Source organism: Paenimyroides baculatum (assembly GCF_008629655.1).
GTDB classification, from domain to species: domain Bacteria; phylum Bacteroidota; class Bacteroidia; order Flavobacteriales; family Flavobacteriaceae; genus Flavobacterium; species Flavobacterium baculatum.
In genome coordinates, this window is record NZ_VWSG01000004.1 from 116,466 (window position 1) to 134,781 (window position 18,316).

General features: G+C 34.7%; 21 protein-coding genes. 10 read left to right on the plus strand and 11 right to left on the minus strand.

Going from position 1 to position 18,316, the window contains the following annotated elements; translation table 11 throughout:
• Positions 1 to 3: 3 nt before the first annotated feature.
• The 4 genes from F0460_RS07010 to F0460_RS07025 all read left to right on the plus strand — a co-directional run bounded on the left by F0460_RS07010 (position 4) and on the right by F0460_RS07025 (position 2,713).
• Positions 4 to 1,107 carry an ABC transporter permease gene (locus tag F0460_RS07010; protein ID WP_150011638.1) on the plus strand — a complete coding sequence of 368 codons (1,104 nt, stop codon included), beginning with the start codon at positions 4 to 6 and terminating at the stop codon, positions 1,105 to 1,107.
• Positions 1,108 to 1,418: 311 nt separating this feature from the next.
• Positions 1,419 to 1,598 (plus strand): hypothetical protein, encoded by a 180-nt coding sequence (locus F0460_RS07015; protein ID WP_150011640.1) that lies wholly within the window; start codon positions 1,419 to 1,421, stop codon positions 1,596 to 1,598.
• Positions 1,599 to 1,707: 109 nt separating this feature from the next.
• Entirely contained in the window at positions 1,708 to 2,100 is a 393-nt protein-coding gene (locus tag F0460_RS07020; RefSeq protein ID WP_150011642.1) for a hypothetical protein, read from the plus strand.
• A 61-nt stretch (positions 2,101 to 2,161) separates the two neighbouring features.
• Entirely contained in the window at positions 2,162 to 2,713 is a 552-nt protein-coding gene (locus F0460_RS07025; RefSeq protein WP_150011882.1) for an REP-associated tyrosine transposase, read from the plus strand.
• Here the strand turns inward: F0460_RS07025 and F0460_RS07030 are convergent, their stop codons facing one another.
• Positions 2,714 to 3,052, minus strand: coding sequence for a hypothetical protein (locus tag F0460_RS07030; protein WP_150011644.1), 339 nt, complete (start codon positions 3,050 to 3,052; stop codon positions 2,714 to 2,716).
• Between the two features lie 95 nt (positions 3,053 to 3,147).
• Here F0460_RS07030 and F0460_RS07035 point away from each other — a divergent pair, with 95 nt between their 5' ends.
• Positions 3,148 to 4,458: a S28 family serine protease gene (locus tag F0460_RS07035; RefSeq protein WP_150011646.1), complete on the plus strand. Its 1,311-nt coding sequence runs from the start codon at positions 3,148 to 3,150 to the stop codon at positions 4,456 to 4,458.
• Between the two features lie 12 nt (positions 4,459 to 4,470).
• The gene (locus F0460_RS16440) at positions 4,471 to 4,578 is read left to right on the plus strand and encodes a hypothetical protein (RefSeq protein ID WP_150011648.1); all 108 of its coding nucleotides are present in this window, start codon (positions 4,471 to 4,473) and stop codon (positions 4,576 to 4,578) included.
• Positions 4,579 to 4,678: 100 nt separating this feature from the next.
• On the opposite strand, the gene F0460_RS07045 is transcribed toward F0460_RS16440, so the two are convergent.
• The 5 genes from F0460_RS07045 to F0460_RS07065 form a co-directional block, all read right to left on the minus strand.
• Positions 4,679 to 5,116 (minus strand): 2-dehydro-3-deoxyphosphooctonate aldolase, encoded by a 438-nt coding sequence (locus F0460_RS07045; RefSeq protein ID WP_150011650.1) that lies wholly within the window; start codon positions 5,114 to 5,116, stop codon positions 4,679 to 4,681.
• Positions 5,117 to 5,175: 59 nt separating this feature from the next.
• Positions 5,176 to 6,027: a glycoside hydrolase family 25 protein gene (locus F0460_RS07050; protein ID WP_150011652.1), complete on the minus strand. Its 852-nt coding sequence runs from the start codon at positions 6,025 to 6,027 to the stop codon at positions 5,176 to 5,178.
• A gap of 12 nt (positions 6,028 to 6,039) precedes the next feature.
• Positions 6,040 to 7,254: an NAD(P)/FAD-dependent oxidoreductase gene (locus F0460_RS07055; protein WP_150011654.1), complete on the minus strand. Its 1,215-nt coding sequence runs from the start codon at positions 7,252 to 7,254 to the stop codon at positions 6,040 to 6,042.
• Between the two features lie 25 nt (positions 7,255 to 7,279).
• A complete protein-coding gene (locus tag F0460_RS07060) occupies positions 7,280 to 7,846 on the minus strand; it encodes a DUF5715 family protein (protein ID WP_150011656.1) in 567 nt (188 codons plus the stop codon).
• Between the two features lie 75 nt (positions 7,847 to 7,921).
• A complete protein-coding gene (locus F0460_RS07065; RefSeq protein WP_150011658.1) occupies positions 7,922 to 8,737 on the minus strand; it encodes a hypothetical protein in 816 nt (271 codons plus the stop codon).
• Between the two features lie 134 nt (positions 8,738 to 8,871).
• On the opposite strand from F0460_RS07065, the gene F0460_RS07070 reads away from it, so the two are divergent.
• The 3 genes from F0460_RS07070 (at position 8,872) to F0460_RS07080 (ending at position 11,556) form a co-directional block, all read left to right on the plus strand.
• Positions 8,872 to 9,450: a YdeI/OmpD-associated family protein gene (locus tag F0460_RS07070; RefSeq protein ID WP_150011660.1), complete on the plus strand. Its 579-nt coding sequence runs from the start codon at positions 8,872 to 8,874 to the stop codon at positions 9,448 to 9,450.
• Between the two features lie 135 nt (positions 9,451 to 9,585).
• Positions 9,586 to 10,329: an NYN domain-containing protein gene (locus F0460_RS07075; RefSeq protein WP_150011662.1), complete on the plus strand. Its 744-nt coding sequence runs from the start codon at positions 9,586 to 9,588 to the stop codon at positions 10,327 to 10,329.
• Positions 10,330 to 10,455: 126 nt separating this feature from the next.
• Complete coding sequence (locus F0460_RS07080) at positions 10,456 to 11,556, plus strand: lipase family protein (protein ID WP_150011664.1); 1,101 nt, start codon at positions 10,456 to 10,458, stop codon at positions 11,554 to 11,556.
• A gap of 79 nt (positions 11,557 to 11,635) precedes the next feature.
• Here the strand turns inward: F0460_RS07080 and F0460_RS07085 are convergent, their stop codons facing one another.
• The 3 genes from F0460_RS07085 to F0460_RS07095 form a co-directional block, all read right to left on the minus strand.
• Positions 11,636 to 12,082, minus strand: a complete 447-nt coding sequence (locus F0460_RS07085; protein WP_150011666.1) for a KTSC domain-containing protein — start codon at positions 12,080 to 12,082, stop codon at positions 11,636 to 11,638.
• 287 nt (positions 12,083 to 12,369) lie between these two features.
• Positions 12,370 to 13,137: an SDR family NAD(P)-dependent oxidoreductase gene (locus F0460_RS07090; protein WP_150011668.1), complete on the minus strand. Its 768-nt coding sequence runs from the start codon at positions 13,135 to 13,137 to the stop codon at positions 12,370 to 12,372.
• A gap of 85 nt (positions 13,138 to 13,222) precedes the next feature.
• The gene (locus F0460_RS07095; protein ID WP_150011670.1) at positions 13,223 to 14,164 is read right to left on the minus strand and encodes a helix-turn-helix domain-containing protein; all 942 of its coding nucleotides are present in this window, start codon (positions 14,162 to 14,164) and stop codon (positions 13,223 to 13,225) included.
• Positions 14,165 to 14,295: 131 nt separating this feature from the next.
• Here F0460_RS07095 and F0460_RS07100 point away from each other — a divergent pair, with 131 nt between their 5' ends.
• Positions 14,296 to 14,949: an NAD(P)H-binding protein gene (locus tag F0460_RS07100; protein WP_150011672.1), complete on the plus strand. Its 654-nt coding sequence runs from the start codon at positions 14,296 to 14,298 to the stop codon at positions 14,947 to 14,949.
• Positions 14,950 to 14,988: 39 nt separating this feature from the next.
• On the opposite strand, the gene F0460_RS07105 is transcribed toward F0460_RS07100, so the two are convergent.
• Both F0460_RS07105 and F0460_RS07110 read right to left on the minus strand, forming a co-directional pair.
• On the minus strand, positions 14,989 to 17,673 hold the full coding sequence (locus tag F0460_RS07105; protein WP_223810783.1) for a VWA domain-containing protein: 2,685 nt from the start codon (positions 17,671 to 17,673) through the stop codon (positions 14,989 to 14,991).
• Complete coding sequence (locus F0460_RS07110) at positions 17,657 to 18,208, minus strand: RNA polymerase sigma factor (protein ID WP_223810784.1); 552 nt, start codon at positions 18,206 to 18,208, stop codon at positions 17,657 to 17,659. The genes F0460_RS07105 and F0460_RS07110 overlap by 17 nt, the downstream gene beginning before the upstream one ends.
• Between the last annotated feature and the right edge of the window lie 108 nt (positions 18,209 to 18,316).

Here is an 18,316-nt window from a genome sequence, read left to right on the forward strand (position 1 = left end):
AAAGTGTTTAAAAAATTTGTTTCGGCAAATAAAAAAGCGCTCCAAAAATTCAAAAGAAATTCTTGGGGCGTTTTTTCATTAGTCTTTATCGTGGTTTTAAGTCTGTCTGCATTATGTGCCTATATTATTGCGCCCGATAACACCATGAATGCAAACAACGGCGATGTTTCTATAAGCACGCAAAAACCCGGCTTTACCGTTAAAACAATCAATATTCCGTTGGGTAATAAAAACAAATCATCGGTTTTTGATTATTTTACAGGCGAAGAAATTAAAGAGCAGTTTATTCCTGTTTTGTCTTACGCTTTTAAAGGCGACACCCTTTATTACAAAGAATTTTCGGTTGATCCATCTACTTCACAAACCAAATACGTGCTTACTAATGTATTTCCCGATACTGATCAAAAATCGATAGAAGAAAACCATATTAAAACAAAAAAATATCTTTTGGGTACCGATAATCAGGGGCGCGATTATTTAAGTCGTTTACTGGTTGGTGCACGCGTTTCGCTGGCAATTGGATTTGTTGCCGTATTTATTTCACTGATTATTGGAATTACATTAGGAGCACTTGCCGGTTATTTTGGCGGAAAAACCGATGCTTTTATTTTATGGCTCATCAACGTAATATGGTCTATCCCTACCCTTTTGCTGGTTATCGCAATAACCTTGGCGTTAGGAAAAGGATTTTGGCAGGTATTTATTGCCGTTGGTTTAACCATGTGGGTTGAAGTTGCCCGAGTGGTTCGCGGACAAGTTATGAGCGTAAAACAAATGCAGTATGTAACCGCAGCCCGCGCATTGGGTTTCTCTGACATGCGTATTATCTTTAAACACATTATACCAAATATCATGGCACCGGTAATTGTTATTTCGGCAGCCAATTTTGCATCGGCAATTCTGGTAGAAAGCGGTTTAAGCTTTTTAGGTTTGGGCGCACAAGTACCTGTACCAAGCTGGGGCGGAATGATTAAAGAACACTACAACTACATTATTTTAGGTAAACCGCATTTGGCATTAATTCCGGGCTTGGCAATGTGCTTGGTAGTAGTTGCCTTTATGATGATTGGTAATGCGTTAAGAGATGCTTTGGATGTAAAGGGGTAGGTTGAATTGTAGAATAGTTTTTTAAATTATACTTTAAATGAATGAAACAAATATTTTCACTTTAATTACTGCATTAGGCGCCCCATTATTAGTATTCATTGGAGGTTTATTAAGTTGGTTTTTGAAAAATAGAAAAGAGGATTGAAACCTACAATAAAATTCTAAACCCTTTTATAACACTTTTTGCAGCTAAAGAGAATCAAAAATTAAAAGATAAAGCTCTCGACGAAATCACTTCTGTAGAATATCGCAAAGCTGGATTTAATTTAATAACATTTGGTTCTGACGAAATGGTAAACGCATACAATGAAATGATGCAAGGATTTTACAAAGATGAGGCTAATATAAATCCAACTGAAACAATGAGAAAATTCGGAAATTTTCTGTTAAGTATTAGAAAAGATATTTATAATAAGGAAACAAAATTAAAAGAATGGGATATGTTGAAATTTATGATAACTGACATTGATAATATCATTAAAAAAAAATAAAAACAGGTAAATCAACCTGAAGAAATATAAGGTTAGGGATAAAAACCAACATTAGCTTAATGCAGAGTCACTAAAATATTCAAATGAACATTTTATTAAATCTATAATAATGGCAAGATCAGAAAAACTTGACCAAATACTATACATTCTTCTTTGGGTTGAAAAAGAAGAACTTGATAGCAAAAAAATTTCAAAAAAAATTACAATGCCTTTTATAAATAGTGCTATTGGATTAGAGTTGGTTCCATGGGAAATGAAATCTTTACAAAATGAATTAATAGAAGAAGAATATGTTATTTTAGAAGGTATTGAGTTAAGAATTACTCCAAAAGGAAGAAAATTTATAACCAGAGAGCAAGGATTCAAATATTTAGATAAGAAAAATTCCCAAGAACAAATAATAATTGACAAAACAATTGAGAAATTTAAATATGATAAAATTAGTTTTTGCTTTTCAATTATTGCAATAATTATTTCACTAATCAGTCTTTGGTTAGGGTAAAACCACCACGATGGCGCGAGCATCTTGCTCGTGCCAAATGCTAAAACCAATAAACAAAACCATGAGCAGAAAATATAAATTTCACGAAAAAAATGGTGCTTATTTTATAAGTTTTGCAACTGTTTATTGGATTGATCTTTTTACAAGAATAGCATATTTTGATATTATAATTAAAGCACTAGATTATTGCAGGACTAGTAAAGGAATGGAATTTTTTGGATACTGCATAATGCCAAGTCATATACATTTAATATTTCGTTCAGCAGACGAAAAACCATCAGAACTGATAAGAGATTTTAAAGGTTTTACATCTCGACAAATTATAAAGGCAATTCAAGAAAACAATCAGGAAAGTAGAAAAGAATGGATGTTATGGATGTTTGCTAAAGCAGGAGAAAAAAATTCGAATGTAAAAAATTATCAATTGTGGCAACAACATAATCAAACAATTCAAATATGGTCATTAAAAGTATTTGAACAAAAATTAAATTATATACATCAAAATCCCGTAGAAAGTGGTTTTGTAACTGAACCTTGGGAATGGAAGTACAGCAGCGCAAGAAATTATTGCAATGATTTTGAGGGTATTTTAAAGATAGATATAAATCGTTAATTAAATTCTACAATTGCACGAGCAAGATGCTCGCGCCAGCGATAATAATTCAGAGCAATACAAATCGGGTCGGTAGCAACACAAATCGGATGCTACAAAATAAAAGCCGGGTGTTACAAAATACAAATCGGGTGCTACAAAATAAAAGCCGGGTGTTACAAAATACAAATCGGGTGCTACAAAATACAAATAGGGTGCTACAAAATACAAATCGGGTGTTGCAAAATACAAATCGGGTACTCCAAAATAGAAATCGGGTACTCCAAAATAGAAATCGGGTACTCCAAAATACAAATCGGGTCGGTAGCAACACAAATCGGGTGAGTACCACTTACCCAATAACAAACTGTTTTAAATTGTAGTAATTACTCGCTGCGCAAAGTCACTCAATAATGCAGATTTAACTTCGTTTCATTCAATAAAAACTCAAAAAAATGAAAACAAAAAATATTTTAATCACATTTCTATTATTGTTCTTTTGGGTTCACGCCACAAGCCAATCGTTATTACCTAAACTGCAGCAGATTTTTGGGACAGAAAATGTAGTTTCTGCTAACAGCAGTGTATTTAACGAGTATTATTACATAAACGTAAAGCAACCTATAGATCATACCGATACTAATAAAGGCTATTTTTATCAACGGATTTTTCTGGGTCATAACAATACACAATCACCAACATTATTAGAAACTTCGGGCTACCAAATTCCACCATTTGTAACCATAGACACGAAACTAGAATTAACTGAATTACTAAATGCCAATCAGGTTTATGTAGAGCACAGATATTTTGGTAAATCTGTTCCCGATGCTACAAATGCATATTTAACATGTAAACAAGCAAGCGGTGATTACCATAATATTCGTCAATTGCTGGGCAAAATTTATCCCAACAAATGGCTTTCATCGGGTACAAGCAAAGGCGGTTATGCTACACTTGCATACAAATATTATTATCCGAATGATGTAAATGCTTCGTTTGCTTACGTTGCTCCATTTCCTTTGGAAAAAGAAGACAAGCGTCCGGAAACATTTTTGGAGGAAAAAAGAAAAACAGAGGTTGGGAAAAGAATATTTGAGTACCAATTGTATTTATTAAAAAATAAAAAAGAATTAATGCCTGTTTTCGATAAAATGGTGAAAACCGCTGGCATGAATACAAAACCTCTCACAGACACAGAAATACTTTACGATTATGCTGTTTTAGAAATGGATTTTACTTTTTGGCAAAATGATCCCTCGATTCAAAATTTTGAAAGATATATTAACGAATCTTATGATTATTTGGTTAAAGAAGGATTTGTAACCCCTATTGAACTAAACAATTTTGAAGATAAAATGGTCATTTATTTGTTAGACTGTGTACACGGCTTCACAGATCCAAACTATACACCACATTATTATCAGGCTTTTTCAGAAATGGGATATTACGGATACAATGAGAAGCCTTTCGAAAAATACTTGAAACAAAAGGATTACGCATTAGAAATTTTTGCCCAAAAAACAGTGACATATAATAGTGACAACGCAAAAGCAATTAAAATTTTTACCGAAACCACAATTGATAAAATGATTTTTATTTACGGGGCAAATGACCCGTGGACAGCAACATCTGTAACTGTTCCACCAAAAAGTGACAATCTTTTATTGGTTCATCCTACGGCAAATCATTCGGTAGAGATTGGAGATTTTAGCGCTAAGGAAAAAGAAAAAATAATGGAAAGATTAAATTTTTGGTTAAAATAAGTATCAGCAAAAGTGAAATCTCATTTTATTTTCTATAAAATAAATCAAAAAAATAATGAAATAGAAATCATTAGAATTTTACACGAACAAATGGATATTGACGATAATCTTAATTATTAATTTTCCAGGTTCTTATTGATTTCGAATAAAAAAAGTTGAACCTTAAACTAAAAAAAGCGTAAGTAAAATCCTCACGCTTAAAAATAATCTTGTTTCTAAACTACTTTATAGTAAAACCTACCGGTGCTTTTAGCTGACCATAATCGTACATATTTATGTAGATTGAAACAGTATCTGTTGAACCTTCCCACGTTACACGGTAATTATCTAACATTACTTTATCACCAATAAATGCTTTATCGCTTTTAATGGGACAACAACTTCCGGCTCTGTAATAGCTAACTTCTTCACCGTTTGGTCCGGCTAATGCGTTTAAAAATCTGCGTTCGTTGATTGGTCCATCACTTGTATCTACACCACCAACCTGTATAGGATTTTTTTCTGATAATCCATACGTTTTATCATTTGAAATATCTTTCAATAAAAAAGTGTCATTATCTAAAAGTTCGGTTTTAACATCTTTGAAAGCAGATGTATTTTTTGTAGAAGAGCAAGCTAAAATAGTTAAAGCGGCAGTACAAACTAATATTCTTTTCATAATTAATGTTTATTTTTTAGTGTTGACAATATACAAAAAAGTTTAACATTTATTAAAATCTACTGAATAACAAACTGTTTTAAATCGTAGCGGTCGCCTTTAAAAATATTCAAATCAACTTTTGTTTCAATGCCGTTTACTGTGCCTTTATCGGTAAACTGCCAAAAATGCCAGTCGTCGTTCATTTTTTCGTTAAACAAACTGTATTTTGCAATCCAGATTTTATATTCGGGAAAATGCTCTTTTAAATGATGTTCGTAAAAATTGGCACCCGAATAAATAATAGGCTTTACACCGTAATGTTTTTCTACAATAAGCAACCAGTTTTTTAAACCTTCTCGCATTTTTTCTTTCGACTGTTCTTTTGGAAGTTCCTCAATATCCAACACCGGAAAAAAATCTCCAGGTTCTAAAGGGGTGTTTTTAATGAAGTTTAGTGCTTGTTGTGTACTATTTTCATCTGGTCGGTAATAATGATACGCACCACGAATCAACAATCTGCTTTTGGCCTTTTTCCAATTGTACGTAAACTTGGCATCTACCCCATCGGTTCCCATGGTAGATCGTAAAAAAACATAATCAACCGCAAATTTTCCGTACAACGAATCAATTTCTTTCCAATCGATATCGTACTGATAATGCGACACATCAAATCCAAACAAATGATCGTTGTGCTTATCTAAAATCTCCATCGCTCGGAAATCGTGAACGGTTACTTCTTTGCTGTCTTCCTTCTTAAAAATTCGTTCATACAAATCGGTCACAAAATATCCGATTCCGTCACGGTAATGAAAAACCAAAAAAGCAAGAATAAGCAGCGTGTACGCCAAAACATGCCATTTCCATACGGCGACCTTTTTCTTTTTAGGTGCACGTTTGCGAACGTATTTTTTGGGTTTTGGAACTGCCATTTTAGTATCTGATTAACGTTTAGATCGATCGAAACCAAACAATTCGGCACGAGGATCACCCTTACCCGTAATTAAATTACCGATAACCTGCGCCGCAATCATACTAAACGTTATGCCATTGCCGCCGTATCCCAATGCAAAATACATGTTAGGTTTGTTTGGATACGTGCCAATATACGGCAGCCCGTCTGCGGTTGCACTAAAAGTTCCCGCCCAAGACATATCGGTCACAAAAGGAATTTCGGGAAACATTTTTTTGAATTTCTTTTCAAGAATCGTGGCTTTTTTTCGCAATGATTTATCGCGTTTATTGGGATTATTGAAATCTTCATCTTCGCCGCCAACAATAATGCGGTTGTCATTTGTGGTACGCATGTAAAGATATGGCTCTTTAGTTTCCCAAATCAGTGCGCGGTTTTTCCAAAGAAGTTTCTCGTCTAACGGATGAGAAACAATGGCAAAAGTAGTTAGCAGATCCATTACTTTTTTTGGAAGAAACTCGCCTGCTTCGTAACCTGCAGCAATAACCACATTTTTACAGGTGATTTTACTGCCGTGTTCTGTAACCAGTTCGTAACCAGATTCAGTTTCTACATAATCTTCAATCAAAGTATGCGAAAACAGCTGTAATTCCTTTTTTTGTAGGTAATGATCTAAAATATAAGTTGCTCCCTTGTAGCAATCAAGCTGGGCAGAAGTATCGTTATACAAGGCTGCTTTTGCATCAATTCCTAAATCGGATTTTACAACATCTTGTTCTAAATATTCCATAGGAAGTCTGGCATTTTTTCGAGCGTTGAATTCTTTTTCCAATAACTTTTTACCGGATCTATCAGAAGCTAACAGATACGTTGGAACACGTTCGAAATCAGGATTTTTTCCTATTGATTTAAATACGCTTTCAACATCGGTAATCGACTGTAAACAGCATTTATAGGCATCAACCGCCTGTTTTTCTCCGACTTTTTCGATCAAATCTACCAAAGGAACATCGATTTCATACTGCAATTGCGCAGTTGAAGCCGCGGTGCTTCCGGTACCGATTGTTCGCTTATCAACCACGATACATTTAACACCCAAACTGCACAACGTATGCGCTACCAAAGCTCCGGTAATCCCCGAACCAATGATCACGGTGTGTGTTTCTATATTGTTTTTAAGCGGATTGAAATAATTGTAAAGTGGATTTAAAACCACCCAAAATGGCATACCCGAATGCAAATCCATAAACTTTTATTTAAGTTGAATAAATTTACCTAATTATGATGTGAAAACAACGTGACTGACGCTCTTTTACAAAATAAATTTTACCGCTTGCCTGATATTGCTTTAGAACTGTTTCAAGATGTTTTTCCAACTTTGCATTTGCACCTAGTTTGTGGTTAAAACGTACATACGAAATATCAATTGCACCACCATAACTATGTGAACTATCATTAGAAGACGCGTTAGAATTTACACGTCGTAAACGCTTTTGATCAGCTTCGGTTCTGGTTAATGAGGTTACCACAAAGAAATTTTGTCCGGCAGCCTTTACAAAATCTCGTGCCATGGCATTTAAAATAGTTCTGCCTTTAGGCACCAAATACGCATGGCTGTGGGTTAATTTATCGATACGATATCCGTAACCACGCTGTTTAATTGCTACCAATTTACCTTGCTTGGTTAATTTATTTAAATGCGCTTTGTCTTTTACCAAACCAACATTGTGGTTTTTAGCGGCATTTAAATGAGTGGTATATTCTTTAGACGGTTTTGTTTGGGCAAAAAACGTACAGGGTATCAATAATAATACTAGGGCAAAAATAATACGGGTCATTGAATTTTCTTTTACTACAAAAATAATATTATTAATACGTAACGACAAAATTAAGCGTTAAGGAATACCGAAAATCTAGCCTATTATTTTGTAGTGAAAGATGTCTAGCAAAAACTGTTTTTTTCGATCAGCCGACAGATTTTCAATCGATCTCAATACGATGTTTCTACAACTTACAGCTAAATCGGTATGAAAAATCAAGAGATAATACAGGTTAAAATGGATTTCGTTAATAGATAAACTTGAAAGATACTTGAACAAAAACTCTTCGATGATTTCGTTTTTATCTTCGCCGTTATCAATTTCCATGTTGTAGCCCAAAAACTTAAAAATAGTGTTCACATGAAAAACATATTCGTCGATGACATTCTCGCTAAAGGCAATTTCTTTTTCGTAAGCAAACAAATCGCTTAACTGCAGATTTTTTATGGTATGATGATCTTCTTTAAAATCGATAATACTTACAAAAACGTTTGATACCTGATACTTTAATTTAATTGCTTCGCCTGGATTTACAGGTTCGATATATTCGCCATTATACTTGATCTTTTTTTGAGAATTATTTTCAAGCTTAAACTTTTTTAAACTGTCGATCAAATAAATAAAATACGGTTCTAATGACTGTCGAATATTTATTTTGACTTGCAATTGCAAAATTTCGCTCTGCCTTTTATTAAATTCATACTGAATGTAAAATGCCATAAAGGTAAAAACCACACCACAGGTTCCAATAATTGGCGCAGTGGTTCCTCCAATGGCATCGCCCAATTCGTTCTTGCCACTTAAACTAATCAACCAACTTTTATGGGTAAACAGATAGGCTAACAGCGGCACCATAACTACCATGATGAGTGCCATTACCATTCCCATAAAAACAACGCTTTTTTTCATTCTTTTGTTTTATAATTTAAAGATAGGAAATTATTGCAGGTGTACTTATGTTTCCTTTAAAAATTCTATTTACAAAAAAATATTAATTAAAAACAGTAAACTTTTACTATCTTAACTCTTAATTATCATTTAAAATGGAGCAACCGCAAATAGAAGTTTTTTATCCGCAGAATACTATGGCTTTTAGAAATTGGTTACAAGAAAATCACATTTCGAAACAAGCTGTGTGGATTGTTTTTCATAAAAAGGCATCAAAAAAAGAATTGTTAAGTTGGAGCGAAGCTGTTGATGTGGCTTTATGTTTTGGTTGGATCGACAGTAAAAAGATCAAAATTAGCGATGATACATCGCACCAGTTTTTCAGCAAACGAAAAGCCAAAAGTACGTGGTCTAAAATCAACAAGGAAAAAATAAACAGACTCATTGCAGAAGGGTTAATGACAGAAGCAGGATATAAAAGTATTGAAACTGCCAAGCAAAACGGTTCATGGACTATTTTAGACGAAGTTGAAGAACTAATTGTTCCTGATGATTTAGAAGAGGCTTTTAAAATTCACGAAGGCTCTAAAGATTATTTTTCAGGTTTAAGCAAATCATCTAAAAAAATGATTTTACACTGGATTGTTCTTGCCAAACGACCTGAAACTAGACAAAAAAGAATTGCCGAAATTGCGGAATGTGCATCAAAACAGCAAAAACCAAAACATATGTAAAGGTAGTATTCCACAAAACATCGTTTCCATATAAAGAAAACCGTTTCTTTTCACCTTAAAATCAGCACATATAACTATATTTGGGTAAACAACCATTTTTTTTAACAAACTGTATTTAACCTTAAAATTGTTGCAATGAACGACGAAAGACTTGCCGTACTGATTGATGCAGATAACGTTCCGTATGCCAATGTGAAAGAAATGCTCGAAGAGATTTCGAAAAACGGAACTCCGACCATTAAACGGATCTATGGCGACTGGACCAAACCCACACTTTCGGGATGGAAAAATGTGTTGTTAGACAACGCCATTACACCAATTCAGCAATACAGCTATACTTCGGGGAAAAATTCTTCTGACAGCGCACTTATTATTGATGCCATGGACATTTTGTATTCTGAAAAAGTAAACGGTTTCTGTATTGTATCAAGCGATAGTGATTTTACAAGACTTGCCACTCGTTTGCGTGAAGCCGGAATGACCGTTATAGGAATTGGCGAGAAAAAGACTCCACAACCATTTATATCGTCTTGCAACAAATTTATTTATATAGAGATTCTTAAAGTAAAAGAACCGGTGAATGAAGTTGCTTCTACACGAAGAAAGAAAACTACAACTGCCGAAAATCCGCTTAATAAAATTGACGTTAAAACTATTAAACTTATCGAAGATAGTGTAGACGATCTTGCCGATGAAAGCGGATGGACGTTTTTAGGGAATTTAGGCAATTTGATTTCTAAAAAGAAACCCGATTTTGATCCTAGAAATTACGGTTTCACTAAACTTTATCCGCTTATAAAACACATAGGTAAGTTTGAAATAGACGAACGGGATACAGGCGTAAAAAACATAAGACACATTTATTTGAAGCTTAAGTAAATAGAATTTCAACTATTTTTTTGCAAACAACTCTAAATTTGCTCGCTATACGGTAAAATTCATAGTCTGAAGCAAAAGATTTTTCTTTAGAAATGAACAAAAAAAGACAATATTAAAAAACAACTTATGAAAACATTCGTAGCGCTACTATTTTTAGCTTTTTTTTCACGCGGTTACTGTCAGATTTTGAAACCTGGTTTCGATAAAGCCGAATATATTGAAACACTAAAAATTAATCACAAGGCACATATAGCTGTTGAAAAATGGGGCGAAATAAAAACCGTTCCTGATCCACAGCAATTCGATTTTGTATACCGCTCTCCTGTTGTAGCTTTTGACAATATATGGGATTTGTGGATACATAAAGAAAAGCCTGTTGCACTAATTGCTGTTCAAGGAAGTATTCAGACCGAAGCCAGTTTTCTTGCAAATCTGTATGCGGCTATGCTGCCTGCAAAGGGAGAACTTCAGCTTGATGACGATTTTTTGTTTAAGTATAAACTTGCAGAAAATCCTAATGCGGCTGTTCATGCAGGCTGGTTTGTGGCAATGGCATATCTTTCTAAAACTGTTAAAACAAAAATAGATTCTTGCTACAAGGCGGGTATTAAAGATTTTATTCTTACAGGGCACAGTCAGGGTGGCGGTATTACCTATCTTTTAAACGCACATTTAGAAAATTTAAAGCTTGAGAAAAAGCTACCGCAAAATATACGTTTTAAAACTTATTGTAGTGCGGGTCCAAAACCAGGAAATTTATTTTTTGCTTATGATTACGAAAAAATGACTGAAAGCGATTGGGCATTTAATGTGGTTAATACAGCAGACTGGGTTCCAGATGTTCCTTTCTCTGTTCAGACTATAAACGATTTTACTTCGGTAAATCCTTTCCGCAATGCCAAGTCAATGATTAAAAAACAGAAGTTCCCTATGAACATTGTTCTAAAAAGAGCCTACAACCAATTAAGTAAACCCAGTATAAAAGCTCAAAAAAGTTACGAAAAATACTTGGGAAATATAGTTTCAAAAGCAGTTAAAAAGCAATTACCAAATTTCAAAGCACCAAAGTATTATAGTAGTAATTATTATGTAAGAACCGGGCGTACGATCGTTTTATATGCCGAAGAAGATTATTTTAAACTTTACAGTAACGCAGCCGATAATCCCGATATCTGGCAGCACCACCTTCCAAAACAATATTTATTTCTTGCAGAAAAATTAGAATAACAAGTTTGTTTTAATTTCTAATAATAAAAAAGTGCTTTCAGATTGTTCTAAAAGCACTTTTTGTTACAATGAGGATTGATTATTCCTCCATAGCTTCACCAGATTTTCTGTGAATAAAGCTTCCATAAATATGTCTTCTTGCAAAACGGCTTGGCGATTCGGCATTTACCATTTTTACATACGTATTTCTTGGTACACCAATGTATTCGTACATTTTCCCGTTTAAATGCTGTATTTTTAAAATCTGCTTTTCAAAATAAAACTCGTGAATATTTGATTTCGCAGTGGTTTCTAAATATTCTTCGCTGTATTTCTCGTGTGTTTCCGGATTTATACTTACCAAAAAGTGATAAGCTTCTATAACCGCCTTACTTTTTTCTTCAGCTGCCAATTTTCCTTCTTCATCATTCACAAATTTATCAGGATGCGCATCTTTCATCGTATTTCTGTAAATTGTTTTCAATTCCTTTAAAGTAGCAGTTTTATCAACTCCAAGCAGTTTTCTGTACTCTACAACTCTTTTCATAATATAATCCTTAATTCAGCCTGCAAAATTAGGCAATTAAATTTCAAAAGAAGATACAATTAGAAAGTATTTTATTTTGTGGGGAACTGGCTGCCGAAACTCCTCTTGATTTTACAACGAACTTTTTTATTATTCAACAAAAAACGCCTGTAATTTCTTACAGACGCTAGCTAAAAAAAATGTTATATAAAAACATTTATGAAACCGTAAATTTAACAACTGTAAACAGTTAAATAAATTAGAATTTGATTAGAAATGACATAAAGAACTTAACATCATTGATCTTATTAAATTCGGAATCCGCCTGAAACTTCTATTCGCTGTGCATTGATCCATTTAGAATCATCGGAGCAAAGAAATGCCACCACGCTGCCAATATCGTCAGGTAATCCAACTCTGCCTAATGAAGTTTGCGATGCAATTCCCTGATTGTATTCGGCAATATCACGTACGGCTCCGCCACCAAAATCGGTTTCAATCGCCCCAGGCGCAACAGAATTTACACGAATTTTGCGACTACCCAATTCTAACGCCTGATAACGCGTTAATGAATCAACCGCTGCCTTCATTGCACCGTAAGCTGCGTATCCTTCAAAAGAAAATCTTGCCAAACCAGACGATGTATTTACAATGCTGCTGCCGTCATTTAACAACGGAAGTAATTTCTGCGTTAAAAAGAACGGTCCTTTAAAATGGATATTCGTCATGGCATCCAACGCTTCTTCGGTCGTAGTTTCAAAAGAAGCATTAAGTCCTATTCCCGCATTATTTACCAAAGCATCTAATTTTGCTCCATTAAAATGTGTATTTAAAAGATCCTGCACCTGTCCTACAAATAGATCAAAACCTGATGTTGAAGCAATATCCAACGGCAGTGCAAACGCCTGTTTTCCCGTGTTTATAATGTGATTAACAACCTCGTCTGCCGCTTCTTTTTTGGTTTGATACGTAATAATTACGTTAAAACCTTTTTCTGCAAGCTGAAGAGCTGAATCTTTACCAAGTCCACGGCTTCCACCGGTAACCAATACTATTTTTCCGTTTGTATGTGTCATTTTGTTGCTGTTTTAAATTAATGATACAAAGTTGAAAAAAAGTATAGCCTTTGAGTTGTATAAATCAAATGGAAATTTGCAAAAATCAAACAATAACATTTTCCCTGAAATGTTGCGGAGACTGCTTGCCGTATTTTTTAAAAAAGTTAGAGAAATGCGCAACTTCTTCGAACCCCAATATAAAGGCAATTTCTGAAACATTCCATTGTGTCTGCTGTAAAAGTAATCTTGCTTCCTGATAAATTCTGCTCCCAATTATTTCACCGGTTGTCTTACCTGTGGTTTCTTTAAGCACCCTGTTAAGGTGGTTTACGTGCACGCCCAAAATTGAGGCATAGTCTGCCGGGGTTCGTAACTGTAACAGTTGGCTGCTGTTTTCAATAGGGAACTGTCGTTCCAGCAATTCTATAAACAACGTAGTAGTTCTGGAAGCTGCCGTTTTATTATTTTCTAAAGGAAGTACCGGTTTTAGTTTTTGACCAAAATGAATGAGTTCCATTACATAATTGCGTAAAAGATCGTATTTGTAGTGATAATCAGACTTGATTTCCGCGTGCATTTTAAGGAAAACGGCTTCGAACTGATGAAATTGTGCTGTAGAAATCTGATAGATAAAATCGCTCTGCGGTGAAAAAACAGGAAGGTTATCCAGATCAACTCCTATTTTTGACGAGGGTAAAAAATCTTTGGTAAAAACACAAAAATGCCCCGACTGATTATTACAAAGATGTGTATAATTGTAAGGTATTTTGGGCGAAGCAAAAAGCACGGCACAATCGTTAATTTCAATTGTTTTATCGGCGTACTCTACTCTATTTTGTCCGTTGATCAAACTAATTTTATAGTAAGTTCTGCGGTTGTAAGGCATTTGCGTTTTTGAAGTACTGGTGCGGTATATTTCAGATATATCAAAAACATTAAAATGACCTATATCGCTGTTGATATTTTCATTAAGAAACTGATCTATATCGGGACATGAACCTCCTAAAATATCCTGATAAAATTCTTTTATCGTTACTGAACTCATTTTTTCGCTTGTAAAAATCAAAGATAAATAAATCAAACTTATTATTTTTTATAAACCTAAACCATTTATATAAAATTGTTTAAGAGAAATTACAAAGAAGTTTGTAAATTTAGATCACTATAAAAAATTATATGAAAGCATTGCTTATTGGTGCAACAGGTGCCACCGGAACAGATTTGTTGGAAAAGTTACTTAACGATACCACTTTTGAGGAAGTAGCTGTTTTTGTGCGCAAACCAATTGCTACTACAAACGATAAATTAAAGGTTCATGTGGTAAATTTTGATCGACCAGAAGAATGGGAACATCTTGTAAAAGGCGACGTTGCTTTTTCATGTTTGGGAACGACTTTAAAAGCTGCGGGAAGTAAAGAAGCACAACGAAAAGTTGATTATGATTATCAGTATAATTTTGCAAAAGCAGCAAAAGAGAATAATGTAATACATTTTATTTTGGTTTCATCGTACGGAGCCAATTCAAAATCGAGTATTTTTTATTCTCGAATTAAAGGCGAATTGGAAGATACTGTTCAAGCTCTTCGATTTCACAAAACCACCATTTTTAATCCGGGTATGCTGCAACGTAAAAATACCGACAGATCAGGAGAAGTTGTTATGGAAAAAGTACTTCGATTTATTAATATGTTAGGGCTTTTTAGAAAGCACAAACCTTTATCGACCGAAGTTTTAGCACAAGCAATGATTAACGCCGCCAAGAATCAGGCAAATTCCTACGACGTTATAAAACTTAATGATATTCACACTTTAGGCATTAACAGTAAATAAACCAAAAATAAAATCCCAATCTTTCGATTGGGATTTTTTCTACTTGACACTTTCTACAAGCCTAACAAATTCGGCTTTGTATCCATCTTTATCATTTTTTATGCCCTGTTTGGCAAGATCCACAATATGGTTGCTTTCTTTATCTGTTATCAGTTTAGAATCGCGCAGTTTCAAACCAAACCAAGCTACCGAAGAAGCAAACTTAAAATCGGCAGATGCGTTTTTTAAATCGGTGGATTTATTTTCGATCGTTTGTACGGTTTCGATACTTTTATCTTCTTTAGGATTTTTGTAGCGGAACTTTACTGTTGCCAATTCGTTCTGATACGTTCCTGCAGCTTTATTTTCGGTATATTTCAATTCGGTTGGTTGTTGGTAAAAATCACTTTTCACACCGGTTGGAATCACTTCGTAAAGAGCCGTAACCGTATGTCCGCTTCCTAATTCGCCTGCATCAATAGCATCGTTAGTAAAATCTTCATTTCGTAATTTGCGCATTTCGTAACCAACCAATCGGTACGCCTGAACATGTGCCGGATTAAACTCAATCTGAATTTTCACGTCTTTAGCAATAGCATACATACTACCTTTAAATTCTTTTCCTAAAAATCGGTTTGCTTCCTGAATATTATCTATGTAGGCATAATTTCCGTTGCCTTTTTTAGAAAGCGTAATCATTTTGCTGTCTTTATAATTCCCCATTCCAAAACCAAGACAGGTTAAAAACACACCGCTTTTACGTTTTTCTTCAATCAATTCCTGCATTTCCTTGTCAGACGATTTCCCTATATTAAAATCGCCATCGGTTGCCAGAATAATACGGTTGTTCCCGTCTTTAATAAAATGTTTTGCTGCCATTTCGTACGCCAGATCCAAACCTGCAGCACCCGAAGTTCCTCCGCCGGCACGCATGTTATCAACCGCATGAATGATTTTGTTTTTTTCGGAAGCTTTCATAGGTTCAAGCAAAACACCCGTTCCGCTTGCGTAATAGACAATAGAAACTCGGTCGTCATCTCGCAATTCATTCAACAAAACCTTTATTGATGCCTTTAAAAGCGGTAGTTTGTTTACATCGTCCATCGAACCAGAAACATCAACCAGAAAAACAAAATTAGATTTCGGCAATTTATCTGTCGGAATTTCTTTTCCCTGCAAGCCAATTTTTAACAATTTATGATTTTCGTTCCAAGGCGAATCACTGTATTCGGTATTGATTGAAAACGGATGATTGTCTGGTGGTTTTGGATAATCGTATTTAAAAAAGTTGATCATTTCTTCGACACGCACTGCATCTTTCGGAACTTTTTGTCCGTTGTTAATCAGTCGGCGAATGTTCGTGTATGCGGCATTATCAAAATCAATCGAAAAAGTGGAAACGGGATTTACACTGCTGCTTTCAAACAGATTTTCCTGATAAGACTCATACGATTCCGAATCAACTTCGATTGGCTGTATCGTTTTTAAAGCTTCTTGTATCTGTAACGCTTCTTTTTTACGTTGCTTTCTACTTTTTCTTTTTTTGGATTTATCGGTTTCCTGTGTTTTTATATTGATTACACCATTTGCACCACGATTTCCGTAAATAGCAGTTGCACCTGAATCCTTTAAAACAATAACACTTTCAATATCTTTTGGATCTAAAGCGCGAAACCTTGCTGAACTTACAGGAACGCCATCAATGACATACAATGGTTCTACATTACCACTTATTGAACCTATCCCTCTTAAAATAACAGAGGTATTACCGGCTGCCGGTTGCCCCGAACCTGTAGAAATATTCAATCCCGGAACCTGCCCTTGTAATGTTTGAATGAAAGATGCATTCGGACGACCTTCGATTGTTTTTGATGTTACAGTACTTACGGCAGTTGTCGATGCTACTTTAGATGTTGTGCGGTAACTGTCAACTACAATATCAGCCAAAGCATAAGAATCGTCTTCAATCATAGTCACATTAAGTACATTACTATCTGAAACTGTCAATGTAACAGGCTTATAACCTTCGTAAATAACTTTAAGTTTTTCACCTTTATTTGCGTTAAAAGTGTATTCTCCTTCTACTCCTGTATCTGTTCCTAAATTAGTTCCTGCTAACATAACAGTTGCTCCGGGAATAGGATCGCCATCTTGAGTTTTTACAACTCCCTTAATCAATTTTGATATTTCCTCATTCCGTGAATTATCTCGCCCTACAACGGTAGCGTCATTAAAATCTTGTTGAGTAGTTACTTGTTGATCTTTAACGACAGGATCACTTTTAGCTTCAACATCAGTGAACTTAATATCGTTTGTTTCTGATTTAGACGAATTTGAAACAGCTTCTTTTTTAGGCAGAAATTCATTTTTCTTCTGCATAGCATTTGATTCTTCCTTCTTTTCAACGTCTTCAAAAGCATAAACATCTTTTTGCGAGTTTTTTTGATCCTCAAGAAATTCTTTACCTTTTTGCTCATCAATCACAATTCTTTGATCGTTCACATCAGGCAGATTCTCTTTATCGGGCGTGGTGTTTATTAACTGAATTCCTACCGAAACAAAAACCAGTAACGCCGCTACAATTCCGGCATATTTCCAATAAGGAATTATTTTTTTAGTTTCTTTTTGATCTAATTTCTGTTCTATTTTATCCCAAACCTTATCCATATTCGGAAATGCTTGGGGTTCTTTTTCTTCCAACAGCTTGCGGAAGTATTTTTCTATATTTTTATCTTGATTTTCCATAGCTTTCAGGTGTTTGGTTGTAATACAATTCTATTAGTTCCTTAAGTTTGGTACGGGCTACATTGAGTTGCGATTTGGATGTTCCTTCTGAAACATTCAACTGTTCGGCAATTTCTTTGTGCGAATAACCTTCTATAGCAAACAAACAAAAGATGTTTTTTGCACCCTGTGGCAGGTAATCAAGTAGTTTCAATACATCCTGTTCGTTCAGCAACGCATCGTTTTCTTCTGCAGCAAAAGGCGGTACAGTCATATCGTTCACATAAATTTGTCGATCCGATTTTCTGCGAATAGCCAGCAAACACTGATTAATCACTATTTTTTTTGCCCAAACCTCAAAAGCAGCATTTTCTTTTAGCTGATCCATCTTCGTAAAAATGGTGTAAAAGGCATCTGCCAAGGCTTCCTCTATTTCAATATCCTGCTTTAAATACCTTTTGCACACGATATATAATCTGGGAGCCAATAGTTCGTACATCTGCCGTTGCGACGTACGATCCATTTTTCTGCATTGGTTTATTAGGTTTTCATCCATATAAATGTATCTTTCTTATAAAGAGTACCAAAACACCTGAAAGGTTGGGATAAGATATAGTTTTTTTTCTAAAAATTTATTCTTTTTTAGAAATGGATGATTTTGAGA